This is a genomic window from Methylocaldum sp. GT1TLB (genome assembly GCF_051027445.1).
Classification (GTDB): domain Bacteria; phylum Pseudomonadota; class Gammaproteobacteria; order Methylococcales; family Methylococcaceae; genus Methylocaldum.
The window spans coordinates 1090928-1117018 of sequence record NZ_CP194898.1; the positions used below are offsets into that span (position 1 = coordinate 1090928).

General features: G+C 56.8%; 18 protein-coding genes and 2 riboswitches. Of the genes, 1 reads left to right on the forward strand and 17 read right to left on the reverse strand.

All coding sequences use genetic code 11. The features are described from left to right. Positions 1-210 precede the first annotated feature (210 nt). The 17 genes from ACR2R1_RS04660 to ACR2R1_RS04740 form a co-directional block, all read right to left on the reverse strand. On the reverse strand, positions 211-1353 hold the full coding sequence (locus ACR2R1_RS04660; RefSeq protein WP_086133788.1) for a glycosyltransferase: 1143 nt from the start codon (positions 1351-1353) through the stop codon (positions 211-213). Beyond that, positions 1350-2846: an O-antigen ligase family protein gene (locus ACR2R1_RS04665; protein WP_086133787.1), complete on the reverse strand. Its 1497-nt coding sequence runs from the start codon at positions 2844-2846 to the stop codon at positions 1350-1352. Before ACR2R1_RS04665 ends, ACR2R1_RS04660 begins: the two co-directional genes overlap by 4 nt. Then, entirely contained in the window at positions 2843-3931 is a 1089-nt protein-coding gene (locus ACR2R1_RS04670; RefSeq protein WP_168183775.1) for a glycosyltransferase, read from the reverse strand. The genes ACR2R1_RS04665 and ACR2R1_RS04670 overlap by 4 nt, the downstream gene beginning before the upstream one ends. A 369-nt stretch (positions 3932-4300) precedes the next feature. Beyond that, on the reverse strand, positions 4301-5623 hold the full coding sequence (locus ACR2R1_RS04675) for an oligosaccharide flippase family protein (RefSeq protein WP_086133785.1): 1323 nt from the start codon (positions 5621-5623) through the stop codon (positions 4301-4303). Positions 5624-5636: 13 nt separating this feature from the next. Beyond that, a complete protein-coding gene (locus ACR2R1_RS04680; protein ID WP_086133784.1) occupies positions 5637-7310 on the reverse strand; it encodes a hypothetical protein in 1674 nt (557 codons plus the stop codon). A gap of 369 nt (positions 7311-7679) precedes the next feature. Further along, complete coding sequence (locus tag ACR2R1_RS04685; protein ID WP_434112874.1) at positions 7680-8510, reverse strand: FkbM family methyltransferase; 831 nt, start codon at positions 8508-8510, stop codon at positions 7680-7682. Between the two features lie 526 nt (positions 8511-9036). Beyond that, positions 9037-9978 carry a GDP-L-fucose synthase gene (gene fcl, locus ACR2R1_RS04690; protein WP_156881273.1) on the reverse strand — a complete coding sequence of 314 codons (942 nt, stop codon included), beginning with the start codon at positions 9976-9978 and terminating at the stop codon, positions 9037-9039. Further along, positions 9971-11059 carry a GDP-mannose 4,6-dehydratase gene (gene gmd / locus ACR2R1_RS04695; RefSeq protein ID WP_077731879.1) on the reverse strand — a complete coding sequence of 363 codons (1089 nt, stop codon included), beginning with the start codon at positions 11057-11059 and terminating at the stop codon, positions 9971-9973. The genes fcl and gmd overlap by 8 nt, the downstream gene beginning before the upstream one ends. Positions 11060-12039: 980 nt before the next feature. After that, entirely contained in the window at positions 12040-14199 is a 2160-nt protein-coding gene (locus ACR2R1_RS04700; protein ID WP_434112875.1) for a hypothetical protein, read from the reverse strand. A gap of 363 nt (positions 14200-14562) precedes the next feature. Further along, entirely contained in the window at positions 14563-15459 is an 897-nt protein-coding gene (locus ACR2R1_RS04705) for a hypothetical protein (protein ID WP_434112877.1), read from the reverse strand. A 114-nt stretch (positions 15460-15573) separates the two neighbouring features. Further along, positions 15574-15662, reverse strand: a riboswitch (cyclic di-GMP riboswitch). 286 nt (positions 15663-15948) lie between these two features. Beyond that, a complete protein-coding gene (locus ACR2R1_RS04710; RefSeq protein WP_133716213.1) occupies positions 15949-16857 on the reverse strand; it encodes a hypothetical protein in 909 nt (302 codons plus the stop codon). A gap of 112 nt (positions 16858-16969) precedes the next feature. Then, positions 16970-17055, reverse strand: a riboswitch (cyclic di-GMP riboswitch). 265 nt (positions 17056-17320) lie between these two features. Further along, complete coding sequence (locus ACR2R1_RS04715; protein WP_276205413.1) at positions 17321-17449, reverse strand: hypothetical protein; 129 nt, start codon at positions 17447-17449, stop codon at positions 17321-17323. Further along, the gene (locus ACR2R1_RS04720; protein ID WP_434112878.1) at positions 17446-18306 is read right to left on the reverse strand and encodes a VPLPA-CTERM sorting domain-containing protein; all 861 of its coding nucleotides are present in this window, start codon (positions 18304-18306) and stop codon (positions 17446-17448) included. Before ACR2R1_RS04720 ends, ACR2R1_RS04715 begins: the two co-directional genes overlap by 4 nt. A 635-nt stretch (positions 18307-18941) precedes the next feature. Further along, complete coding sequence (locus ACR2R1_RS04725) at positions 18942-19895, reverse strand: FAD:protein FMN transferase (protein ID WP_208110031.1); 954 nt, start codon at positions 19893-19895, stop codon at positions 18942-18944. A 262-nt stretch (positions 19896-20157) separates the two neighbouring features. Beyond that, positions 20158-23409 carry a DUF3570 domain-containing protein gene (locus tag ACR2R1_RS04730; RefSeq protein ID WP_434112881.1) on the reverse strand — a complete coding sequence of 1084 codons (3252 nt, stop codon included), beginning with the start codon at positions 23407-23409 and terminating at the stop codon, positions 20158-20160. A 502-nt stretch (positions 23410-23911) separates the two neighbouring features. Further along, complete coding sequence (locus tag ACR2R1_RS04735; RefSeq protein ID WP_077731886.1) at positions 23912-24151, reverse strand: DUF4266 domain-containing protein; 240 nt, start codon at positions 24149-24151, stop codon at positions 23912-23914. 1 nt (position 24152) lies between these two features. Continuing rightward, positions 24153-24644: a TlpA disulfide reductase family protein gene (locus ACR2R1_RS04740; protein WP_133716216.1), complete on the reverse strand. Its 492-nt coding sequence runs from the start codon at positions 24642-24644 to the stop codon at positions 24153-24155. A 586-nt stretch (positions 24645-25230) separates the two neighbouring features. Here ACR2R1_RS04740 and ACR2R1_RS04745 point away from each other — a divergent pair. Further along, positions 25231-25989 carry a VPLPA-CTERM sorting domain-containing protein gene (locus ACR2R1_RS04745; RefSeq protein ID WP_434112883.1) on the forward strand — a complete coding sequence of 253 codons (759 nt, stop codon included), beginning with the start codon at positions 25231-25233 and terminating at the stop codon, positions 25987-25989. Positions 25990-26091 lie beyond the last annotated feature (102 nt).

A 26091-nucleotide genomic window follows, 5' to 3' on the forward strand; every position in this document is an offset into this window, starting at 1 on the left:
TGGAACGTTCGGGGACTTGGACGGAACAACAGCAGCCATGCCCAACCCCATAGCGCCCGTAGTGCCCGGTTCTTCAGCGAGTGGGGGCTAGAACTGCGAGAAAAGGTAACAGAGCTCGACATAATGAATGGTGCCGCTGAAAAAGCGATGGGTTGCAATGAATACCAATACGGAAACGATTCAACTTGACTGAGTTTGAACACCACGGGTTTACGTGCAACTGATCCACGCGGGGCGCTCCCCCCCGTGGAGCAGCCACGAATAGGTGTGCTCCATTTTCTCGGCAACAGACGACCAGGAATATTGCCGCAGCATCCAGTTTCTCCCGCGTTCCCCCATGGCGCGCAGCTCCGTATCTCCTTTCATCATTGCCTGATCAAGGCAGGCGGTAAGGGAATCTTCGCTTAATTCAATCCACCAACCGCACCGGTGGTCCTCAAGTCCCCGCCAGGGCGCGCCCTTGGTGACTACCGCGGGAACGCCGTGCGCCAATGCCTCGGCGACGGTCATTCCAAAATTTTCGGAGTGCGTCGGCAACACATAGAGGTCCGAAGAAAGCAGCAAGTTGCGTTTATGCTCACCATACACCGGACCGGTAAAATCCACCTTCCTGAGCTGCAGGGCTGCTGCCAACCGTTTTATATCGTCTAAATAGCCCCCGTCGTCAGGACCGGCTACGGTCAATTCCCAGTCCGAATGACGCTCTTCCAGGCGACCCCAGGCCTTCAGCAGGATGTCGACGCCTTTTATCTTGTGGATTCGGGCGAGAAACAACAACCTTCGCGAGCCTGGCAAAGACTTCCGCTCCTCTCTGGGCACGTCCATGCCGTTCGGTATCACCGCTACCGGCGATGAAAAACCCAAGCGGCGAATATCCTCCAGTTCGCTTTCCGCAGTGGCGTGAAAACATGCGGCCGCTTCCAGCGCACGTTTCTGCTTCCAGTGCCAGACCAAGCGCTTTTTCCATTTCGAGTGCGCCAACGCCCATGACGACAGCATCCCGCGGGGAGAAACCACAAAACGGACCCGTTGATTGCAGGCTGCCTGGTAAGCGTACAAATTCGGCAAAAGCCATAAGCCATGGTTATGAATGATATCTGCCGAACCTGCCGCACCCGTCAACCCAGATATCATCGCAGGCGATAAGCCGAATCGACTCATTAGCGGCAACCCGGTTTTTGGATACGCCTGGATGTCGTAACCGGTTTTACTGGCTGACTTAGGTAACGGTTCTAGCGTGTGAAGCTCTACATGACAATTCCTTTCTCCCAAGGTCTCACATAGCCTCGGCACCGTATACGAAGGCCCCCCCGCCAGATTATCGATTCCCGAAACAACTTGAATTATCTTCATAAGAGTGAGACACCCGTTTGGCTTCGAACCTCGTTTCTCAAGTCTTTGCTCGAAGCTGATCTAGTAAAGCCAGCCATTGCCGTTGCCGAATCGGTTCTTAGGTGTGACCTTATTGCGATACTCCGATTTTTTTGTGGCTCGCTATTTTCAGTGCCCTGGTCCGGCGGAACACGTGTCGCTACGCCGATCATCAGCCAATACAACAAACCGACACCCCCCACCGAGAAAATAACCATCTCCCCCACGTTCACAAAAATGCAGGCAAAAAACATGGCCATCCACTGGGTATTTCGCTGCGCAATCACACGCCGGCTCAGATAGATCAGCACACCGAGAAAGCTTATCCCCCCAAGTAGCCCGGTTTCCTCCAATATTGCGGTCGGCAAGAAACCCTTCTCCACTGGAGCCGATATCGGCAATCCCATGAACTCGACCGCTCCCAGACGTCCTAGGCCCCATGGATAGACGCCGAAGCCGCACCCGGTCAGAGGATTTTCCAGAAAGTAGTTCCATTGCGACTCAATACCGCCACTGCGCGATGAAAGCGCCGATTCGATATTCGTCGAACCTCGCTTATAGACATAACCCATCAGCTTTTCTTGCAGGACAGATGAAGAAGCCACAGCCAGCATTAACGCGACAAGTGCCAACGTAGAAATCTTGATGAAGCGTCCCATGCGAAACTGCATAAATTTCCTTTTCTTGAAAAAGACCACGGCCGTCGTGGCGGCCATGCTCAGCATCACAGCAGCCAATGCAGTCCTTGCCTGTGACACGATTATCAAGGCTATCAGTCCCAAAACGATGGCAAGAAAACGTAGAAAGCTCTTCGGCTTGCCGAAAAAAATGCTGGCAAGTAATGCACTGGCTGCGGGCGCCAAGATAGGACCGAAAGCTTGAGGATGGTTCAATATTCCCTGGAACCCCTGCCCGTTTCTCGCATAAGCGACCTCGGCAAATGCGAACACCGGCAGCGACAACAACACGACGGCAGCGATCAGCGAATTGAACCATGTACCCAATTCCCGCGCTTGCTCCTCGCTCAGCGATGCGCAGCCAAGAACGATGGCACACGACACGTAGGTAAACATGATCAATTTCATGACCGACACACCCGGAGCTTTGTTGTCCTGCACCACGAATAACGCGGCGACGACAAGTGAAAAGCCAACCAAAGGCAGAATAATTTTTACATTGCGTATTCTCGTGCCAAATAGCAACCGTATACCTCCCAGCACGATTACACCCCACCCCATCACTCCCACTCCCTCGGGGTATGTGTACAAAACCGGATTCAGATATTTAATGACAACAGCCAGAGATAAAGCCTGTATCGTTTGCGGGATGCCCAATAACAACCACAAGCCGAGCATGACATGGGCTCCCGCCACCACTCCGTCGCCTAGTGTCAGGCAGCCCAGAATGCCCACAATCAGAAAAAGCTGTTTAACCGATACCAGCCTGGCCTGATGTCGCAACGCCAATGCATTCATGGCTGCGTCTCCATTTCCTTCAATGGACGCTTCCAAGGAGGAATAGGCCGGATTGGATTTTTACCGGATACGTGCTCGATAATTTCCCTTAAATACTGGGCAACCACCGGTCCGGTTATGGTCTCGCTATATCGCCGAATTGCCCCTCGTTCTTCGGCACTAACAGTGCCCCGTGCAATCTGAGCGCTCAATTGATGCGCCAAACCGTCAACCGAATCACAGGCGAAGACGCCTCCGTAAGGAGTATCTCGTACCAGATCTGCCGCACCGCAGAAGTCGCTGCATACAACTCGCGTTCCCGCCATCAGCGCTTCATTGACGACGGCACCCCAACCATCCCAGTGGCTAGGCAATACCAGAAGATCAGCATTTGAAATAGCTCTGCGTACGGAAGCATTATCTTGAAAACCGAAAAACTCAACAGACGCTGAAATGCCAAGTTCTTTCGCCAAGGAAACTAGCACTGGCTTTTCAACGCCATCTCCAATGATCGAAAGTTTCCAGGGGGCGCCTTTGAGTTTCCTCAACGCCTCCAATAAAACGGTGACGCGTTTTCGCGAAATCAATTGCCCTACAAAAAGAATCTTCAGAATTCCATCAGAGTTACTACAAGCGATATCGACAGTGTCGTCATTCTTTTCTTCCACGACATAACAGAAGTCAAATATCTTATCTGGTGAAAATCCAATATTCCTATACCATTTACTTGCCAGGTGCCCAATAGCCAATACGAAATCAACATCGTCGGTGTAACGTCTTTCACATCCGAAACTATGCAAGCTGCGCAATAGTCCTTTAGACCCTCGCCAATCGCGTCCTTCCGACAACAATCCAATTAACGTCTGTTTGTTTCTAGCATGTGAAAGGACTCTCCTGAGCCTAGGCTCGGCAATAATCCCTGACACCACGTGAGTACATTCTGCCCCCCCTGCCTCCAAAAGGGCATCGAACGCTTCATTGTTAGGAGCAACACTGATATCAACAGATCCGAAGTCCGGCCTTGACCACCCCATTTCCCTGCGCCATACGTCAAGATCCTTTATAAAAACCCCCTGCACATTTACGATACCTGGAAGCTCGGCCATAGCCCGTATGTAAGCGGACTGGTGAGGGCTTGGGTTTCTTTGCCAAAAAACGATATTGCGATTCGGCATTAATTTACTTTTATGGTTTCAAGCTCAAATAGGGACGCGACGGGCACGCAAACGCTTCCGATTGGCGCCCATAACATTCAACGTGCTCTCCCACCGTTTGATTGAGCTACATGGGTTTGCTACCGCAATGACTCGATCCGGAATATCGGTTACGACCACAGAACCAGCCCCAATTAGACTGTTTTCACCAATCCGGCCTCCACCGATAACAACGGATTCTGCCCCAGTCCAGACTCCATCTTGGATGATAATCCAATCAATTTTCCATCGGGCGGCAGTTTCAGGGCGTGTCATATCAATCTAACGAGTACCGTTCGAAATATACATACGAACCATAACACCAGAGAAAAGCAGTTTTACGAAATAGGCAAGCAATATTGCCAAACATAATCCCATCGCTTTGTAGCCGAGTTCTACCAGGATAATGACCGTCATCAGGTACACGACTGCCCAAACCATATTCGATGCAAAATGGATCCACATCCGGTTAATAGTCGCCAAGGCATTGCCCAATATATTTTGAGTCGATGCCACAAATGCGGCCAGCGCAATCATTACGAGCAGTGTGGCCGCTTCGAAGTATCCTTCCCCATAAAGACGCATGATCCAGGAGCTTGAAAGTGCAACAGCGGCGACAAGGGGTAACGATACCAATACGGTAGCTTTCAATGCTTTTCCTAGAAGCCCGCGCAAGTTGTGTTCCCGGCCTCGTCCCCCGTGATCCGCGAAGACTGGCAGGAACACGCTGGTGATTACTCCCGGAATAAATAGCAGAACAGAAAACCACTGATTGGCAGCAGCAAATAAGCCCATTTCGCCGAATCCGTCGGTCCTCACAAGATAGGCCCCGCCAATCCAGTTAACTGGGGCATATAAAATCCCCGCCATCATAGCCGGCACACTGAAACGCCATAACAAATACCATTCGCTACGGGTCAGCTTTGGTGCCCGAGGAATCCCCTCTTTGCGCATAACTCTGATACTAAGAATATGATTCAAGAGTGCGTTTATCGACGACACCCCGACAAGGCCCCAAAGGGCGCCGTCGACGCCGTAAAAACGAGCCCCTCCGGCTACCAGCAACACGGTCATGGTTCCCGTGAGGCTATTGATAAGTGCCATTGCGCGATAGGCTTCAAAACCCGCCAGAATACCCACCCGTCCACCGGATATAGCATTAAAGAATAGTATCAGTGCGCTGATTCTTACGAACTCGGTCAACTCGCCAGAACCCAGCATAGTGGTAGACATCTGTGGGGCAATCAGGTATATGACAACCCCGAAAAACACCCCGGTGACAAAAGTCGTCACTCTGGTCAGCGTGATCACTCTGGAAACTTTGTATTTATCGCTATTCCGATATTCAGCAATATGTTTCGTTGCAGTAATTCCCATCCCTAATGCAGCGATCGCCTCGAACATGGTGATACTGCTTTGGATTATCCCGAGCTGGCCATATTCCTCTTTGCCTAAAATCCTGGCCACCATCATCATGGCCAACATCAACATACCCCGATAAGCTACGTTTGCGATCGTAACCCATAACGCACCGGATAACACACGCTGGCGAAGGCCTAATGGTTGGCCTCGGCGCATCTTAGTATTCAGGACAGTCGAAGCCATATGTTCGATTCAACTACAACCTACCAACTATTTCGATTTTCCCGTCCACCTCATATAGGTGGTAATAGCTACCTTTTGGTGCCGCACTCACACGGACCCCTCCATATCCCGGCACCGTCACTTCAACATCCGCCCTATCACCTAGCGGAGAATGAATTACGATCAACCATTCCCGATCAGGCGCCACGCCTTTTTCCAAAGCCAAGGTAAATACCGGGATTTCCGTGGACAAATTCCATGGTCTTTTCGGATCCAAATCGGTATCAAGCAGGAACCACCGATCCTTCATCGCATACTCGGCTGGTATGTGCTCCTGATAAGGATGTTTGCGTTTCTTATTCGGAAGCAATATCCCATTTCTCCAAAACTCTTTGAGTACCGGGTCGTGATGGATATTATCAACAGCTCGGATCAATTCGGTAAAATAAGGATTTATGGCATTCCGAGTTTCCTCCGGAAAGCGAAATTCACGAATAACTCTGGGACGGAGTAACCACATGCCGAACTTGACCATGCCCGCATAGCGATCCGGGCTATATGATTGGCCAAGCCTGGCGTAATAGGCTCTTTTGCTGGTTTTACTTCTTGGCCGATGCCCATCCCAAACTGATAATTCGAGCCAGAAGTTTGGGTTCAGGCGATAGGCATCCTCCAACATGAATACCCAGTTCATGGAGCCGATTAGGGGGCTCATAGCTGTAAAATCAGTAGAGTTGTCCCAATCATGAACATAAAAAGACGGCGATGCGCCATCCCAAGCGAGAGGCCAAGGCTCGATCCGTTCAGTGATCGCCAGTGAATAGTTGATCCAACGCCCCCAACGGCCAAAGGCAAGTCCTCCAAAGGCGTTATAACCAACAAAGATTGCGTTCTGCTTCCAAGCGCTATTTCTCAACCCACTACGCATGCCTGCCTGAAGAGCGCGGTAACGATCGATCCAACCCTGCCCTGCGCTTTTCCGCTTGGCTTCGTCGGTTTTGGAGTTGTTAAATGTGAGGTAGCGTACGTCCAAATCGGCATCTTGCCATTTCAGCTTGGGATGTTCGTTGTTCGACACGAAGACGACGAGCGGAGGGTTCGGATACCAATTTTGCAGTCGTCTGACTACGCTGGCAGCAGTCCATTGGTAGCCAACATCGGTCCAAGGCTGAACTGGCCCGAAGGGCGACACCATAGGCGCGACGGAGCCATCCGCTTTTATCACGTTAGGATTCAAAGCTCGTGGCAGTGTCAGATAATGCGCATCATCTGATAGCGGCCTCTCCCATTGGGTACTAATGAAAGATATAGGGAGGCCGAGTTCGCCACTGCGTGTCAAAGCATTTTGGTAATAAACGCTTGAATTTTTGACATCCTTCCGCCCTTTAGGCATATCCAACTGAAACCAAGGCAGCAAAAAATGGCCCTTTTCGATCATGGCTAATTGATAGTCGGGATCTAAGGCATTTGGCCTAACACCGGTATTCCAACTAGCCGCTAACGGCAATGGCCGACCAATCGGACTGTTATTTGGCAAAGTGGCTTCATAACGAATCTCTTCGGCCACTGTTTCAGCGATACCGGCTAGCACGTATTTCGAAGTCGCCGACAGCAGAATCAGCGTGAACACGCAAAGCCAGAACCGATAACGGAGTGCACGGCAGTCAGTACCAACTCCCGATAACGTAGCCGTACTGTATATCGCCATGTCGGTTGTCCGCTGATTGATAAATTCGAGTTGGGCCGACCAATCGTTGCTGACCGGGACACGCGTGGGTCGAGAAAACCCACTTATGGCTTTGAAGCTACGGTGTGAGCCCAAGCCCACGAGAAAATTCCCGTTAAGTCTGGATATTCCTCTATATCCTCCGAAGGCAACCGTAAGTAAAACCAGCACCTGTAACTTTGAAGCCATTTTCCCTGCTTTCAAACGGAAAACCCAAACAAACCGGTCAAGTTGATACGATGGAAGATAAAAACCCTAACGTTGCTCATTAACAAGACACTCCCTCAGAGAATTCGGTTGTTAGCAAACAAATACGCAACTGAGTCGAGGCATGCACTAACCCAAGCTTCCTTAGATCTTGGTCTCCAATACACTGTACTTCGGTGCTTCCCGTAAGCGTTTCGCTACCGTCCCAACATCACGGATATACAGCGTATTCCCGGATAAATTCTTCTTGCCGTTTAAACTAACTAAACGCCGTTCAAGCGGAACGTAGGAATATGATTCGAAGCCATATTCCAACACCATCTGGTGAAGCTTATCTTCGTCAAATCCGTAACGATCGCCGCTGCCGTTTAGCTCCATGAGCGCTGCGATCAGTGCCGGGTTGGAAAAAGTCTGCTCTGCGCCTCCGATAACCTCTGTTTCGAATCCTTCAACATCGACCTTAATAAGCCTTGGCGATTCACCCGCGAGTACGCTGTCGAGCGACTCGATTCTCACGTCAATCGTATCCCCTTCAGAATCTGCTGAGCTCACTACGTGGTTCGTGGTGTCCGAAGCTTGTGTAAATCGTAGTGTTCCCGATTCACCTCCGACACCGAGATTCATTGCTCGAACTCGATCGTCAAGGCCGTTAATGCGGACGTTGTCGAGCAAACTAGAAAATGTCGCCTCTATTGGCTCTATGGAAATTGTCCTCGCCCCAACTGCTCCGGCTGCGAGAACGGTGTAACTGCCAATATTCGCACCCACATCTACGAATAAATCCTCCTCGCGAAGAAAATGGAGAACAAACGCCATGTCTTCGAATTCATGCAAGCCGCAATAAAGATTACCGGTCGCCCCTGTCATGCCCGGCCGAGTTAAAAGACGAGTCTCGTTAACAAAAGGAACGGCTACCGCCCCCGGAACAAGTCGGCTGCCAATCTGCCAAGTCACGAAACGCTTGATCGACGCCAATCGCCGTTCCGAGTTAAGTGGATGATTAACAATAAAGCTCAATGTGCTAAGTAGTGACATCTAACACTGTTCCGATTGCCTTAGGACACAACGTAAATTGGGTGGCTGCACAATGCGCCAAGAAAATCCTTATTGAATCGGGAGATTTCCCCATGACCGCCGAACGCGTCGGTGACCAATACCAGAATTCTTGTTCTTGTCCCTTTTTCTGGATCTTGCATCGATTCACAAGTTCTGTTTGTAAGAAAAGAAGCCTTCCTTCGATTACCCTAACCCCTGCCCTCTCCCAGAGGATGTGGCCTTCTTTTCTTTCTATTTAGAGCCTATCCCAGTAGGTCTCCAAGACCCTTCGACCGGCCTGTCCTGAGCGGAGTCGAAGGGCTCAGGGCGAACGGCCTACTGAGATAGGCTCTTAGTAAAACCCCGGATTGTTTCGATACCGTAACAGGCTGCTGTTACAGCTTTAGGGAAACTCGTCCAACAAAAGGTTATTTACCGTCAAAACACCCTAGCTCTTTCCACATCCCTACCAGCGCAACTCGTGTTGGTGAGCCAGGAACCAGCGATAGGTTTCTTCGATCCCTTGCCTCAACGGTATCCGCTCCCGCCACCCGAGGGCGTGGAGCCTCGACACGTCCAGCAACTTTCGCGGCGTGCCGTCCGGTTTTTCCGGATCGAACACCAAGTCGCCCTCGAAACCTACGACTTTCCGGATCATCTCGGCCAACTCGCGAATGCTGAGGTCTTCGCCCACACCGATATTGATGATGGCTTCGTCCGAGTAAGTCTCCATCAGAAACACCGCGGCATCGGCCAGGTCATCCACGTGCAGGAATTCCCGCCGCGGCGTGCCCGTGCCCCAGACGGTCACCGATTTCGCCCACGCCACCTTGGCGTCGTGGAACTTGCGGATGAGGGCCGGCAACACATGCGAGTTTTCCAGGCTGAAATTGTCGCCCGGTCCGTAGAGATTGGTCGGCATCAGGGCAATGGCGTCGAAGCCGTATTGGCGCCGGTACGCCTGGCACAGTTTGATGCCGGCGATCTTGGCCACCGCGTACCATTCGTTGGTCGGCTCCAAGGGACCCGTCAGCAGATAGTCTTCCTTCAAAGGCTGCGGCGCGTGTTTGGGGTAAATGCAGGAGGAGCCGAGAAAGACGAACTTTTTCGCACCGCTCCGATAGGCGCAGTCGATCAAATGGGTTTGGATCAACAGGTTGTCGCGGATAAAGTCCGCCGGGTAGGTGTCGTTGGCCCGGATGCCGCCGACTTTGGCGGCCGCATCGAGGACGATTTCGGGCCGCTCCGTTTCGAAAAAGCGCTTCACCTCCGCATGATCGGTGAGATCGAGCGCTTCTCGGGTCCGCGTCAGGATATGGGTATATCCCTGCCGTTCGAGACTACGGACCAGGGCCGAGCCGACCAGACCGCGATGGCCGGCGACGTAGATCTTGGCGTCTTTATTCATGGTAGTCGAACACCCGGTAGCCGGCTTGATGGCACAGGGCGTCGCGCTCCGCCGCTTTCAGATCCTCTTCGACCATTTCCTTGACCAGGCTCTGAAAACTGATGCGTGGGGCCCAGCCGAGCTTCGCCCGCGCCTTGCTAGGGTCGCCCAGCAGGGTGTCGACTTCGGTCGGACGGAAATAGCGGGGGTCCACCGCGACGATGCATCGGCGGGTAGCGGCATCGTATCCCCGCTCGGCAAGGCCCGTCCCTTCCCAGTGGAGCTCGATCCCAAGTTCCCCAGCGGCAAGGGTCACGAACTCGCGCACGCTGTACTGGACGCCGGTCGCGATGACGTAGTCGTCGGGCGCGTCCTGTTGCAGCATCAGCCATTGCATTTCGACGTAGTCCCTGGCGTGCCCCCAGTCGCGCTTCGCATCCAGGTTGCCGAGGTAAAGGCAGTCCTGGAGGCCCAGCTTGATCCGGCACAGACCACGGGTGATCTTGCGGCTGACGAAGGTTTCGCCCCGCAACGGCGACTCGTGGTTAAAGAGGATGCCGTTGCAGGCGTAAAGCCCATACGCCTCGCGGTAGTTCACCGTGATCCAGTACGCGTAGAGCTTGGCCACGGCGTAGGGCGAGCGCGGATAAAACGGCGTGGTTTCGGTCTGGGGGATCTCTTGAACCTTGCCGTAGAGTTCGGACGTTGAAGCCTGGTAGAACCTCGTCTTCTTCTCCAGCCCCAGAATGCGAATCGCCTCCAATAGCCTCAGCGATCCGAGAGCGTCGGTGTCGGCGGTGTAGGCCGGAGTTTCGAACGATACCTGAACATGGCTTTGCGCGCCGAGGTTATAGATCTCGTCGGGCTGGACCTGTTGCACGACGCGGATCAGATTGGTCGCATCGGTCAGATCGCCGTAGTGGAGGATGAAACGGCGGTCCTCGACGTGCGGGTCCTGATACAAATGATCGACCCGGTCGGTGTTGAAGAGGGACGCCCGGCGTTTGAGCCCGTGCACCTCGTAGCCTTTCTCCAGCAGAAATTCCGCCAGATAGGCCCCGTCCTGCCCCGTCGTCCCGGTGATCAGCGCTACTTTTTTCACTGTGAACTCTTCTTTAGGTTCTTAGAGCCTATCCCAGCAGGCCGTTCGCCCTGAGCCCTTCGACGGGCCTGTCCTGAGCTAAGTCGAAGGGCTCAGGACAGGCCCGTCGAAGGGTTACTTGAGCCTACTGGGATAGGCACTTATTCCAAATGGCCTTCAATACGGTTTCGATTTTTGTCAGGTCGGTTAGGCTGCGAGGCATTAACCCACTCTGCGATTAATGTTCTTTTCCTTCGACGCTTGAATGTCCGCGATAAAAACTTCTGCTAAGCGATCAGCCTTGTAACACATCAAATCGAACATTTTTGTTACATTCCTATTCCCGGAACCTAGGGTCCGAGATACGGCACTTCCTGACCATGTCTTAGCTCCCGTCGGATAAATAGCTCGGGAGAAACTTCGTTCTGCGAAGCGTGTCCCCGTGATTCGGGGCTGAATAACTCGAAAGCAAAGGATCTGCATACGTTGGCTCATCGGCTTATGGATTTACCTAGGGCATTCTCATACCGACTGTACGGGCACTCGCGAGTAGGTCGGGAATCCCTCCCAATCGCAAACGGCGTCTCCGGGAACACCAAGGCGACGATTTCCGACACAAAGCCCACCGGCAAAGGGTTACCGACCTACGACTGTAGCACCCTGTAGGTCGGCAATCCTTTGCCGGTGGGCTTTGTCGGAAGGGCAGCTCTGGCGCTCCCAGAGATGCCGTTTGCGATTGGGAAGGGATTGCCGACCTACGCTCTCCCCTCCTGGAACGAATCCGTACACCGGGATGGAAAACGCTCTAAGTACATTCAGGGAAGTCTTGCGGCATAGGCAACCTGCAGGACAACCCCGCCAATCAAGCCAATCTGTCGAGATTCCGCAAATATTTGCGGAATGTACTTAGGGATAAGCAACCTACGCCCGAAAGGACGAGTCCCCAGGGTTAGCCCGGTCGCCCGGCAACCTCGACGGATCGTCCTTCGGCATCCTCTCGTCTACTTCTTTCTCGACCCCTTCCCCCTGGAGGGACCACGATCCGTCTCCGGAACCGGAAAAGCTTCTTGCGGTCCGGCTACCATCGAGTCGCGCGCTTTTTCCTTGAGCTGGACGGCTCTAGCCAGCAGCTCATTGCGTTGGCCCTTGGCGCGGCCGGAAGCGGCGTTCCTCTCAAGCTTCAGCGCCTGACGGAGATGCGTCAGGGCCTCAGGATATACGATCAAAGTACCCTCCGTCAGAACCTCGATGGCATCCTTCGTGTCGGCCGCCGCCAATCGGATGATGTCTGTCGCGCTCCGGTCGCTCAGGCTCTGCGCTTGCAGATCCATCCGATTGGAACTCCGTATGTTTTCGAGCGCGTTGATGGTTCGCAGGAACATCGCGACGGCGACGACCTGGGACGAGTCGAGCTTGACGTGCCGGTTCTTGCCGGACGACGTCAATGAGCCGGGCGAATTATTGAACGCATCGGTGTTGTAATAGGCCACCGCTTCCTCGATCGTGCTGACGCTATTGTTGTGGAAGAAAGGCGCCGTATCCGCAGCTTCGACCAATGACGGGGTGTTGAACCGCCCGTCTCCGTAGCAGGGCTGGTCGTAGTCGGGACCGCAGTCGATTCTTGCGTGGTGCTCCTCTTTGCCGAATCCCCCATCATAAGGAATGCTGGCATCGACCAGGCGCGCCGGTTGATCCCGCATGTTTTCCACGCCGCTGTCACGCGTCGGATTCTTCTTGGTGGTCGAACTGTTGGCACCGGCATTTTGGTGGCAGCCATTGCAATTGGCCGTCTGACCGAAGATCGGATTGCCGCTGCCGTCGACGGGATTTTCCTTGGTGTCGAACAGCTGCTTGCCGCGCTCCACCAACGGAGAGGTGAACGTCAGGTCAGCCAGCACGATGTCCTCGCTGCGCCCCAGGGACAGCATATAGGCGACCAGGGCGTCCAATTCCTCGTCGGTGGCCAGACGAAAATCGACACCCGGAACCCGATTGAGCGTTCGGGTCATATGCTGGGCGATGGCGCCTTGCGCGAACAGCCGCAGAGAGCCGTCTCCCGGCGCGCCGTCCCCCGACCAGCCAATGGCGTTGGCAAATTTCGCGTCTTCCTCGAACTCGCCGCCGTCCGCCAGAGTTTCCGTGCCGATCGACGCCGCCAGGGCCAAGGTATGAGGCACGCTGCGCATGACGCCGGGCCGGTCGAAGCCGTCCACATTGGCAAGGACCAGGCCGAGTTGACGCAGCAATTGCGGCTTTTCCAAGTCCTTGAGCGCAGGGTCGTATTCGGCCACGAACAGGGGATCGTCCTTCGGAAGCTTGACGATGTATTTCGGGTCGATGGTGTGATTGTTGTCCGGCCGATGGCAGGTGGCGCAGGTGCGTCCGTTGCCGCCGAAGGTTTCGTTCAGAAAAATCTCCCGCCCTCGGGCAATCTCCGCGCCGAGAACCGCATCGAGATCGTTCCGCTCTCTGGCATCGGCGTGAGCGAGCTTGGGCAGCATGAAGTCGAACGGCTTCGCCGCGCCACCGCTATGCTGCTGGGGAGTGCTCGGCAAGTTGCCCACACGGGTCACGGTCCAGGGCTTGTCGCCGTAATAAAGTCTCTGCATGAAGCCCGGCGTACCGAACAGTATGCCCCCCTCTTCAGGATTCCCTTCCTCTCGGGTAATGGCAACCAGATCCAGGGTAAATCCGCTCATGGCCAAGCCGTCGAGACGGGTCTTCAAGATCCGTTTCCCTTCACTGTTCGGTTCGAGACGGCCGAGCCTCTGCATGGCGTTGGCCTTCTCCTGTCCGCCCGCCTTGTGCCAGCCGGTTTTATTATCGACCAGCCAAACCTCGTAGCCTCCCGCATCGAGTCCGCTGACTTCGACCGTCACCCATCCCTCCAGCAGGTCGAGCCGCATGCGTCCCTGCGCCCGGCTGAATTCTCCGGATAAGGCTTTCGAATAACCGAGCGGGATGGTCAGAAAACGATCGCCGCCGTCAGCTTCATAAGCGGTTTTCCAGCGGCTGTACGCGTTCTTCAGGGTTTCGACATCGCCGTGGCCTGTGACCAGCTCCGACTTGGAAACTTCGGTATCGGTAAGCAGCAGGTAGGCGACCGTACCCCCAAGCATGAGCGCCAGCGCCGCCAAAAGTGGAAACGTATTTTTATTCACGGACTCGTACCAGGATCGGATTTATTGGAAGAACGTAGCTATACAGACGGCGATCCCACTCCTATGGACGACCAACGCGCGAACCGCTGAGCCTTGCTCGGCCGTTGCGAAACCTTGGTCGCGAGGAGGTGTCGGACACCGCCCGCATTGGACGGCCCTGTCACTACGTTGAAATTATTGTTAAACGAATGGTTACGGCACCCGCCGAAACCGGTCATCAACCCCAAGGCCTCCGGCATCGCTTTGAGCACGCGTCTGCCGTGTTCGGATGAGCCGGGACATATCAATGCTCTATGGCCAGATCGATCGGATGAGCCCGGGAGATCGTTCCACCCGGGCACTCTTGCCTCTCTGGTTGCCAAGTTATGCCGGAGTCGGTTTCGAAGTCCGGCGGCCGATGGTAAATACGCCAACCAAGGCACTGCCGAACAGCCATACGGCAGCGGGAATCGGAACCGGCTGGACTGTCAATTGATAATTGCCGGCTACGCCGCCCAAGGCACCTATGATGATCGTGTATTCGCCCCCATAAGTGGTGTCGAGGTCGAATACCTGCGACAAGGTCTCGCCGACCGAGGATGCCACGCCCCAACCGAGCAGGGTGAGATCGTCGGAGCCCAGCGGATTGTTTACCGGGGTCGGATCGGTAAAGAAGGTATCGTGCCTAGAAGCGCCGGCACCGGTATCCCAGCCGCCATAAAGCGCGTAGCCGAGTTTGAGGTTGGCGCCGCCGTCGGCAAGGTCGTCCGCCAGAGTGATTTTGAATTGCGATACTCCGGCATCCACGCAGCCCTGGGCGCTGCCGCCGCAGGACCAATGGATCAGGCCGAAGTCCGCTCCATGGCCCCAACCCTGTCCGCCGTTGTCGGGATCGGACCAGGAAAGGCCGCCGACCCGCAGCATTCGATCCGTGGGAAGGTCGGGATCGTTATTGTTGTTATAGTTGGCAATCTGCCGCTGCAGGCTGCTGCCGTTGGTGGATGTGGGCGTGCCGGTCTCGATGGTGCGGCCGGCCGGCGCCGCGCTGTGCATGCCCGCATACCACATGACGGGCAGACTCCCGGTATAGCCGACACCGCCGTTGGTCCAAACGCCGCTCGCGTCGGTGCCCGGCATTCCGTCGGCGCCGTTGATGCTGCCGCCGGTGCCGTCGCCGTAACCGGCGATGTTGAACGTGGCGTGCGCGTGCGCCTCGGGCGCAGCGACCAATGTTCCCCCGAGCATTCCCGCGAGGGCCAGTATTGTTGCCGTGGTTTTCATACTATGATTCGTCCTCGTCACTGTTAGTGGTCGTCCAAAAGCTCGTTAACAGTGATGTCCGCGGCGCTTCACCGTACCCAATGGAGCTGCGCCGCGGTCCTCCCCATCACATTAGGAGGCGGCTCGGCCGTCTCGAATACTCCATAGCATCGAGACCCGAAGCTTTCCGGCCCCGCCTCGCGGCGGGTGTGGCGATTCGGACAGACCTAACGGCGGTCCATCCCGACAAAGATCCCTCGGGCGATCCCTGCCAGCCGATTCCTTGCGAATCCGTGTGTATCGCGTCTTTTTACGAGCCCCCTAAGCGGCGGACCCGGCCTTTGCTGAAACAATAAATATGCCACTAAATAATCATTGCTAATCAAACAGATAAATCGCATGCAAACGCCGCCGACGTGGCAAATCACGCAGTCTCATGGGTGATTCCACACAAAAGTTCCCCGCTTAGAGCGCGGAAAGGAAGGCGTGTACATACGTCGAGGTCTTGTTTCAGGCGGGAACGGCCATGACGTTCTTGCGGCGCTGTCCCAGCGTGACCAAACTCGCGAGGGCGCTGCCGAACAGCCAAACCGCCGCGGGGACCGGGACCGGTGCGGTGCTGATATTCAAGCTGTACTCCGCGATGTTCTGACTCCAGTTCCCCACGCCGGCGCCGCCCAGGTAGATGGAATAAACCTGACCGGCCAGGGCCAGAAAGGTCAAACCGTCTACACCGTCGACGGTGCCATCGTGAGTCAAGTAGCTCAGTCCTACGGTGCCGAACGGGTTATCGGCTTCGTAAGGTTTCGCGGGTGTGCATCCGGGGCAGTTCCAGGAGCCGTGATGAGAGTAACTGCCGGTACCGGAGTCCATGCCGGTGAAGACGGTGATGCCAAAGTTCTGAATGTCGTAGCCGGTTCCCGTAACCACCACGGGATTCAGTGTTACCCACATAGTTTCTTCGGCCTTGATCAAGCCAATATCGGTCTGATGTCTCCAGCCGGTCGGCCCGTTGGCCGTCGGAACTCCGCTGCCATTGACGCCTGCGTCCTGCCAGGCCCCGGCGCCGGTATCGATTTCCGCGGCGAAGCCGTAACGCGTTACTGCATCTGCTTTCGAGATTTCGAGCGTGTTGCCCGCGGAGTGAAGCTCGGCCGCCCAGTTCAGATGAGACGTACCGGCATAGCCGAAAGGTAGCGTGGTGGCACTGGCGGTTCCGACCCAACCCGGCGATACCGTCGGATAGGTCGGATTGCCTATACCCCCATAGTTCCAGCCGTCGGTGGCGGACAGCTCAGTGGTGGTGAAGGTGTTGTACATCGTATGCGCCTGGGCGCCGGAAACGGCGCCTACGGACAAGACGGTACCGGCGAGGGCCATGGCCACCGCTTTGGTCAGTTTGTTTTTGTTTTTGGACATAGGAAATTACCTCGTGCTGTTCTATGGAGTTGGTCTTTGTTTTCACATAGGCAGCGATGTCCGCAGCGCTCCCGTCAAAAGCGGAAGGCGCTCCGATCTCCCCATCACCGAGGGAGGCGGCCCGGCCGTCTTGGGATCAAACTCACAAGACCCGTGGCTTTCCGAACCCGCCTCGCGGCGGGAGTGGCAGGTGCAAAAGGGACTCCGCCCCGCTACGGTCTACGCTCCCCTTCCCCGGCAATGGTTTTCGGGTTTTCCGTAGCACAAAGCGCGTTCGAACCGGAATTCGGTCGAACCGGCCGTTACCCCAAGAGCAATAAGCGCGCCTGAGGTAAACCGTTGATATAGCGCTATTTCTATGACGAACCTAACGGAAGCTGCGGGATATCCCACGTTTTTCGTGCGGGTATTCCAGCATGTGGCGACCCAAATCATCCGGAGGGTCAGTCAGCCAGCTCTTTCACTACACCGTTTCAAAGCGGCGATCGGCTGAGGCCGAGGCGATGAAACGGCCGGATATCGCCGACACCGGCGCATGCCACATGGTGCGCCCAGCCTCGAAGGCAAGCTCGACCGCCTTGTCCCGCATCATGCGGCGACGGCCTTGTGTCTGTGCCGCCCGACGAATCCCATCCCGGCCAAAGCACTGCCGAACAGCCAAATGGCGGCCGGTATCGGAACCGGAGAAGACGTGATGTTCAGCACGTAAGAGTCTTTGTTCTGATTCCAAAAGGCTCCGCCGCTACCGCCCAGATAAATGGAATAAATCTGACCGGCCTCCGCCAGGAAGGTCAGACCGTTGACCCCGTCGACGGTTGAATCGTGGGTCAAATAGCTTACGCCGGTGGTACCGAACGGGTCGCTCGCGGTGAAATCTAAGCCTTGAAGCGGGCTGTTCCATGCCTGATGGTTCTGATACCCGGTTCCCGTGTCCATGCCGGTAAATACCGTAATCCCGAAGTTGGCGATTTCCGAATTGACGCCGGAGAGATTCAGCGTGACATAAGCATCGCTGTGCGACCTCAACAACCCGATATCGGTGGCGTGCGACCAGCCTTGCGGGGTTGCCTCCGTGTCGATCCAGGCGCCCCTGGCAGTATCGATATCCGCTGCAACGCCATATCTCGCTTGCGCATCGGCTCTGGAAATTTCGAGCGAATCACCCGCGTTATGGAGTTCGGCGGCCCAATTCAGCGTCGAATAACCAGTGTAGCCGAACGGCAGCGTCGTAGGGCTGGCGGTTCCGACCCAACCCGGCGATACCGTCGGATAGGTCGGATTGTTTATACCGCCATAGACCCAGCCGTCGGTTCCCGCATCGGTATAGGGCGTTCCGGCGTTATAGGTGTTGTACATCGTGTGTGCCGATGCCTCGGCAACAACCCCTAAAGAAAGGGCCGAGCCGGCAACCGCCATTGCGATCGCCCTGGCCAATCTGGTTTGTTTCATATGAATCCCTGCAAGTTGGAAGTTGAGATACGACGCCGTTAACCCGCATTGCTCATACCCCTTCGCTTCAGCCGTCCGCGCCGCAAAACGGTGTAATTCCAAATCGCTTCCAATCCGGAATTGATTTTCGTAGGGTGGCCGTACCCTACCCTAGGCAACGTTCATTCGCATGCCGAATGGAGTAAGAAGTGCAAGCTAAGCGCAACCCATACTTAACAAGTGTCGTGCCAGTGTCCAAATCCCGGCACTACGGTGCTTCCATGGCTTTACAAGCAGGCGCGAATCCGGGAAATGAGGTATATGCCCCAGCATTCAGCGGCATATCGCGCATGAGGATGAAGTCGGGCGAGGGGGGAGCCGATTGCAATGACGCGGCCTCGTTACGTCGGGAATCCTTTCCCGACGTAACGGGTTGACAGCCAAGCGAAGTCGGCAAAGGATTGCCGACCTACGAATAATTCCATTCGGCATGCGAATGAACATTCATCGTAGGATGGGTAGAGCGAAGCGAAACCCATCGATGGTGGGATAGCCCCTCGGCTCAGCGTAACCCACCGACCCTTCGACTTGGCTCAGGACAGGTCCGAGGCCGCTCGGTGGGTTACGGCCTTGCGGCCTCACCCACCCTACGAAAATCAATTCCGGATTGAACGCGATTTGGAATAAGCTGCCGATTCCGCCAGAGAGCCGCCCACGTTGCCCTCGACGTCGATCCAGAGATGCGGCAAGCCCATGGCGTCCAGCCAGGCCGGACCGTTTTCCTCCTTGAGCATGGCGATGGTCGAAGCGCTGCCGGCGACCACGCAAAAGTCCCCCACCACGCTGACGGCGGCGAGATGGCGCACCGGCCAGCCGGTTTTGGGATTCAGCACATGACCGTATCGGATACCGTCCACGACGATGCAGCGCTCGTAGTCCCCGCTGCTCGCGACCGCGCCTTCGCGCAACGCCAGGGTCTTGATCATCGAGCCTTCTTGGCGCGGATGAGAAATTCCGACTCGCCACGGACTACCGTCCGCCCGCGAGCCGATCAACTTGATGTCGCCGCCCAGATTGATCACGCCGTGTCGAACGCCCGCGTTCCGGCACAGCGCCGCGGCCCTGTCGACGGCATACTCCTTGACGATGCCGCCGAAATCGAGCTCCATGCCGGCTACCGGAAATTCGAGCACCGGCGGTTCCCACCTCAGCTTGTGCCAGCCGACCCGCTCGAGCAGACCGCGCACTTGCGCGTCGTCCGGCAATTTGCCTTGTTCGAAGCGCCAGGCACGCCGCAAGATGCCGGAGGTGATGTCGAAAAGCCCGTCGCTCTGTTCGTAACAGGTCGCCGCATAATTCAGCAAACCCGCCGTTTCGTCATCCACCGCAACCTGGCCACCCTCGGCGGCGACCCTGTTGATGGCGGACAGCAGGCTGTCGTTGCGATAGCGCGAATAGCGCGCTTCCAAGCGACGCACATCGCCCATGGCTGCATCCGATACCCGCTTGGCCTCCGAGTGACTCTCGGCAAACAGCTGGATTTCGCATGGGGTACCCATTGCCTTGAAGGCAAAACGGAAATACTTCAGGTCGTTCGAATTCAAGGCCATTCCGGAAGGGTTGCTAAGTGATGCGCTTCCTTCGTCAGCACATCCTATACGCTACTACCGCTGGTTCCCAAGCTCTTGCTTGGGAACCAGTGTGCCGAGCCCACATAGTTGCTATAACACAGAGTAGTAGGTCGGGAATCCTTTCCCGACGCCCCAGCTTGGCACAGGGGTTTGTCGGCAACGGATTGCCGACCTACGAACTATCGCGGGCTAAAGCCCGCTCCCACAGGCCGTAAATCGATCCCGAAACCAACCCGGCCCATCAAAACGCATAATTCCAGGTAACGGCCAGTGTCCCGGTACGCTCCAGCTGATAACCGTTGACATCGTCCGACACCGGTTGCAACCACTCGACGCTGAGATTGTGGCCGGCGAAATCGCCGCTGGGTACTGAAAGATTGAGACCCAGCCCCACATCCCAATAGCGTCCGCCGTAGTTGGACGGGAAGTCCACCGGCGCGGTGGTCGAATGCTCGCGGTTGAATTCGCCACGGATAGAACCTTGAACGGTGTAAACGCCGCGCACCGAAGCCGACAGCCAGTTCGTCAGGCTGTAGCCGCCCCAGGCGGTGGTCTGAAATACGTCGCCCAGGGCATAACCCGACTTGTTTCTGCCTTCGAGCCGCTTGGTGCCGCTTACCTGCGCGCCCCAGAACCACTTGTCCGCCTGTCCGGTATAGGTCAGGCTGGGTTTGAAATCCCAGGTGCCGCTACCGAGCTGCATACCGTAATCCTGTAATTCGCCGCCCTCCGTAGCCCCGCCATCCACGGTCATGTCGACATCGCCCGTGGGCGCGCTAACCCCCAGTCCCAGATTGAGGCGGTGCCCGGACACGTCGAACAGCTTGACCAATGCCACCATCAAGGTATCGCCGAAACCGTCGCTGCTGTGCCCGCCTCCATGCTCGTCGTCTTCCGGAGCCCCCGGCAACGGCTTTGACTCCATCTCCATGTCGACGAGCTGGGGCATCAGCATCAGGTTCAGCCAGTCGGTCGGCGCATACATGATGTCCAGCATATGCATGTGCATGGTCATGTCCTTCGGCCGGGAGAGACATCCCGAGTCGCCGCAGGCGCTGCCGATCAGCGTTTGACTGCCGACCCTGTTGGTACCGTGCAGCATGCCGCCAGCCTGATTGCTGTACATGTAGCGATAGCCCGCCATTAGGCTGTCGGCCCGGTCCATCATATGGCCGAACATGATGCCGGCGGGCATGTTATGTCCGTGATGGTGCGAGCCGTGTTCGTGGTGGCCGCCCGAGAATGAGCCGGGTGCCGACAGATTGACGTTAAGCCCGGCGTGAGCCAGGAAATAGTTGAAGTCGGCATAATCCCCCGCGCCGCCCCCGCCCAGCTTCAGATCGCCGGCATGGCTGTAATATTCGAAGCCCGCTTCCAGCCGAATGCCCTTGGTGAACTGCTTGCTGAACGTGATGCCGCCGCTCAGGGCGCCGAAGCCGGACAGGCGAAAATCGCTCGAATAATAGCCGTCGGCTCTGGGCGCAAGGAAGTATGGAGCGAAGAAGTCGGCTTGCGATTGCGAATAATAGCGGATGCTCGGCGCAGCCATGATGCCGAAGGGCAGTGGCTGATACCACTTCAGCTCGAAGGTGTGAGAATCGATGCCCCAATCGTCGAAGTAGTACCGGTAATCGAAATGCAGGGACGCATCCAGCGCCGGTATGTGCCGGTTCAATCGGCCGGAAAACGCCCACTGGTTGCGCTCGTCGGGCCGTCTTTCCCGAAACAGCTCGATCCCGACGACTTCGAGATCTGTCACGGATTTCCAGTCGACTTCGCCCGGCGGCGCCTGCCAAAGGTAATAGTATTCCTCGGGCGTGATTTCTCCGCGCACGTAGACGAACTTATACGGATTGGTGAGATACCCGCTCTGATTGGTATAGCTGGCCGTGGCCTGAAACAGCGTGTTCTTGCCCAGCACCTGCGCGATGCTGGTGCTGAAGCCGTGAAAAACGCTCTCTTCGCGGAGTTCCGGATAATCGGTCGGGTTATGATTCGGATCGGTTGCGTGATGGCTCCCGTGGTCGGCACTGCTGCGGGTGATATCGTTGCTGGTTAGGCTGTATCCCGCCGAAACCGTAGTGTGTTTCTCATTGAACTCGTGGCTCAGATTGATCGAACCGAAACTCGACTTGAAATCCGGTTCGAGCGAGTAGCCGCCGGATACGGCAAGCGTGGCTTCGTCGAAATAGTACTTGGCGCCGAACACCGGCATGGTGCGCGTTTCGCGGGGTTGCGTCTGGAACCGCTGAACCGTTTTCGTACCCTTGGGAACCATGGTGTCGAGCACGGCGCGGAACTGGGAGATGGCGGCAAGCCGTGCAATTCTGGCGATTTCTTTTTCCAGCGCAGCATCCCACGCCTGTTGTTCCGGCGTTCGTCCGCTCGGAGGGGTTACGCCGGAAAGTCTGACGTTGTCGAGTTCCATGCCGAACTGCTTGCCGTCCGCCGGGGTTTGCGGATACCCCTTGTAATGGATCCAGAAGGCGTTGATGTTGTTAAACGCTTCGTCCAGCGTCAGTGCGCCGTTGAAGCCGTTGGCTACGATCTGATAAGCGACCCGAGTCGCATAATTGGTGCCGTCGCCGGTGTCGAGGCCGGGATTCTCGGCGGTACTGAAGCCCAGGATCTCCCAGGCGTCGTTGGCGCCGGCATCGGGGTTCTCGTCGCCCAGCGGCGCGAGAAAATCCATCGAGTCGAGACTGAAGGCTGAACCGTTCACAGCGCGCACGTAGATGCCGGTGGAATCGGAATGGTAGCCGAGCAGGCGGTTGCTGGCGCCGCCGTTGCGGTGCAGGTGGGCGATCGGGTTGGAGGTGTCCTCGACGATGCCGATCGCCATGCCGTCCTCGTAATAACACCCGGCAGAGGCAAGGCCAGGACAGTTGCCGCCGGCCACGGGCGCCAGGTTGGCCTTGCCGGCATAGGAGGAGAAGGTCATCCCCTGAAAATCGATTGTCACGCCGCCGGGAATGGTCGGCGGCGATGGCGGAGAGGGAGGCTCGGGATTCTCGGCCCTCCACTGATCTATCGCCGTGTTGGTCTGCGCGTCCGCGGCCTGCCCGGCATCTATGAACTTTTTGTAGGCGTTGAGTCCGCCGAGTATCGTCAATCCGGCAGCGGTCACGCCCCCGGAAGCCGCCGAAACCACGTCCGCCGGAGTCAGCTCGCTGGCGGGCGTTCCGTCCGCCTTTTGCTTGTACTTGAGCTGATCCGCCATGGTCTCCGGAATGCTGAACGCCGGCGTGGCGCCGCTGTAAGTATCGCGGTCGATGCTGAAGGTGAATTCGAGCCGGTCGGAAACCGGAACAATGAAATCGCCGTGGGAAACCTCGACCTGCATTCGGTCATCGCTTTCCTCGTAATAACCGAAGTGGACATTACCTTGCGCTTGCGCGACCGGAACCGCGGCCGAGACATCCATGCCCGGCAGGGCGAGGGCGGCGGTCGTTAAGGCGAGAAGCGCCTTGGGCTTTTCCGATTTGACCGGCATTTCTCACGCCCCCTTCTTCGCGAGGACGGCGCTAACATCGTCGTCGGTAAGGGATTGCCGACCTACGTCGAGCCGCCGGGCCGTAGGTCGGGAACCCCTTACCGACGCCGACCGCGCCAAGCGAGCCGTCGGCAAGGGATTGCCGAACCATGTCGAGCCGCCGGGCCGTAGGTCGGGAATCCCTTCCCGACACCGACCGCGCCAAGCGAGCCGTCGGCAAGGGATTGCCGACCTACGTCGAGCCGCCGGGCCGTAGGCCGGGAATCCCTTACGCTGGTTCCCAAACTCCTGTTTGGGAACCCATGCCGAGAAGTTGGCAAAGGATTGCCGACCTACATCGAGTCGCCAGCGGACGTACTGTGAGTAGGTCTGGAATCCCTTCCGGACGCCGCCTGAACAAAGCCGGCGCGAAAGGCGGAGTGGAAAGGCCCATTCTCCGCTGAAGGATTGACCCGCCGACGCGGCGCGGCGAGCAAATCGGCAGAGACGCGATGAATGCGGATCAGTTGCAGCCACAGCCGCCCCCGGTGCCGCCATGTCCGCCTTGCGAGCCTTCCTTGCTGGAGAAAATGTGGTCGCGCAAGCCGGTCAGGCTGGGATCGGGCGTAATGGACATCTCCGGCTTGGCCAGAGTGCCCCTTTCCCACGGCGCGACGCTGGTGCAGCCCTGGCAAATCACGAGGGCGCAGAGCAGAATCGGCTGCCGCAAACGCGCCAGTCGAAGCTTTCGGAAGAATGTCATCTCATTCCCCCAAGAGCGCGTCTACTTTTTTGCGGATAGCGTCCTGATCATCGTCGCGGTAGCCGAGATGAATCGCGCGCACCTTGCCTTGTTTGTCGACAAGATAAGACGACGGCATGGCCTTCACCTCGAAAACGCGCGGGCACTCGCCCGAGGCATCGAACGCCGTGACGTAATCCACCGGGTGGGCTTCGAGGTATCGCAGAGCGTCCTCGGTGTTTTCGTCCACGTTGATGGCGACGACTTCGAATCCGTCCTTCAGACGTTCGTTGCGCAATCCGTTAATAAAAGGCATGGATTTCTTGCACGGCGGGCACCAAGTGGCCCAAAAGTCGACAAGCACGACTTTGCCTTTATAAGCCCCGAAGTCCAGTTTTTCGTTATTGCCGGGTAATGCCGCGGGGCACCCGGGTACCGACGATCCCTCTTGAACGGCATAAACCGAAGCGCTGCAGCCGAGCAGCAGAAGAGCCGATAGAAGAAATGTTTTCATTGTTCTGCATGTAAATCCGAGGTGACAGGCTGTTAACCACCGCCCTAGGTAGCACAGGCTGTGCCATCGGTTACGAGATCGCGGCGCCGACAGCGCCACGTACTTGCCTCCGCCGCCGGACGTACGCTAGAGCCTGGATCGCGACCTCAGGGCACGTCCTCGGCCCGCCCCGGAAGCGGACCGCCGCTCCTCGGCCATGAGGCATATGACGCAGATAGAGGCTTCAAATCCCACACTCGACTCGAACGCTTCCCCCAAGTCCGATCTGATGGAATATCCATCACGCAGGTGTGGTTTAAAGCGGGTGAGCGGGTTTTGCCCGGAACGGCAGTAACGGCCTTCAGACGAATTGGGCGTGGTATGTATTTTGCTCGTTACTGCCGCGGGGGAATGGTCCTTGTCGCAGGATAGTAACGCAGCGGCCGCACCCTCCTGATTTAGCCGGGAACCGGCTGGGTCAGCGTTTCACCGGCCGGTCGTCGGCATCGCACGCCCGGTCCTTTGTCGCGGAATTCTTTATTTCGCCGGGCCATATCTGTCCTGGACGAATGGGGATACCGGATTCATACGCTATGGAGATTTTTAGATGAACAAATCGAAGACAATCGCCGGAATGATATTTTCCGCGCTGACCTTGACTACTGGCAGCGCCAGCGCCGCGATCGTAAGCGACGTGACGATCGACTTTCAGGGGATGACCTTCTCCTCCTATGCCGGCAAGCCCAACCTGGCGCCCGTGGCCGGCGGCAACTGCGCCGGCACCGGCGGGAACGGCTGTTATTACGAGGACGGCATCGCGCTCGGCATCGTCGAGGACACCTCCAACCCGATCGCCCACCTGCACCGCAACGGCGGCGCCAGCAACCGCCTGCTCGGCTACCATTCCGATTCCACCGGCATCTACGTGCGCGCTCAGGACAGCACCGCGTTCAGCCTCAAGTCCATGGATTTTCACGCGCCGATCAACGACGAGAACCCGGATGCCGGCGCCAACGACGTCTGGGAGATCCTGGGCTTCAGCACCGCCGAGAATCCCGGCCTCGACACCGGCGACGGCACCAATTACCTGACCCGGGTGGCCTATCAAACGGTCGCCAACGGCTTCAGCGGCGCGCTGACGCTGGACGAGGCGTTTAACAACATCAGCGCCTTCTGGATCCATTACAAGGGGTATCCGCAAACCCCGGCGGACGGCAAGCAGTTCGGCATGGAACTCGACAACGTCGTGCTTGGCGCACCCGTCGTCAGTGCCGTGCCCATTCCTGCCGCCGTCTGGCTGTTCGGCACCGGTTTGATGGGCTTGGTATCGCTCGGCAGAAAGAAAGCGCATCTGACCGTCGCTTGATTTCACAAGTGGCGAGTACCCTGGATTAAGGCTGCAAACCGGAATCCGGGGGAGATGCTCCCGGATTCCGCTTCACTGCATCCGGGCTACGCTGACTGGGGC

Bases quoted from the DNA above. Each gene is read 5' to 3' on its own strand.
- ACR2R1_RS04660 (WP_086133788.1), bottom strand. From the start codon at position 1,353: ATGAAGATAATTCAAGTTGTTTCGGGAATCGATAATCTGGCGGGGGGG.
- ACR2R1_RS04665 (WP_086133787.1), bottom strand. From the start codon at position 2,846: ATGAATGCATTGGCGTTGCGACATCAGGCCAGGCTGGTATCGGTTAAA.
- ACR2R1_RS04670 (WP_168183775.1), bottom strand. From the start codon at position 3,931: ATGGCCGAGCTTCCAGGTATCGTAAATGTGCAGGGGGTTTTTATAAAG.
- ACR2R1_RS04675 (WP_086133785.1), bottom strand. From the start codon at position 5,623: ATGGCTTCGACTGTCCTGAATACTAAGATGCGCCGAGGCCAACCATTA.
- ACR2R1_RS04680 (WP_086133784.1), bottom strand. From the start codon at position 7,310: ATGGCGATATACAGTACGGCTACGTTATCGGGAGTTGGTACTGACTGC.
- fcl (WP_156881273.1), bottom strand. From the start codon at position 9,978: ATGAATAAAGACGCCAAGATCTACGTCGCCGGCCATCGCGGTCTGGTC.
- ACR2R1_RS04705 (WP_434112877.1), bottom strand. From the start codon at position 15,459: ATGAAAACCACGGCAACAATACTGGCCCTCGCGGGAATGCTCGGGGGA.
- ACR2R1_RS04710 (WP_133716213.1), bottom strand. From the start codon at position 16,857: ATGTCCAAAAACAAAAACAAACTGACCAAAGCGGTGGCCATGGCCCTC.
- ACR2R1_RS04715 (WP_276205413.1), bottom strand. From the start codon at position 17,449: ATGATGCGGGACAAGGCGGTCGAGCTTGCCTTCGAGGCTGGGCGCACC.
- ACR2R1_RS04720 (WP_434112878.1), bottom strand. From the start codon at position 18,306: ATGAAACAAACCAGATTGGCCAGGGCGATCGCAATGGCGGTTGCCGGC.
- ACR2R1_RS04725 (WP_208110031.1), bottom strand. From the start codon at position 19,895: ATGGCCTTGAATTCGAACGACCTGAAGTATTTCCGTTTTGCCTTCAAG.
- ACR2R1_RS04730 (WP_434112881.1), bottom strand. From the start codon at position 23,409: ATGCCGGTCAAATCGGAAAAGCCCAAGGCGCTTCTCGCCTTAACGACC.
- ACR2R1_RS04735 (WP_077731886.1), bottom strand. From the start codon at position 24,151: ATGACATTCTTCCGAAAGCTTCGACTGGCGCGTTTGCGGCAGCCGATT.
- ACR2R1_RS04740 (WP_133716216.1), bottom strand. From the start codon at position 24,644: ATGAAAACATTTCTTCTATCGGCTCTTCTGCTGCTCGGCTGCAGCGCT.
- ACR2R1_RS04745 (WP_434112883.1), top strand. From the start codon at position 25,231: ATGAACAAATCGAAGACAATCGCCGGAATGATATTTTCCGCGCTGACC.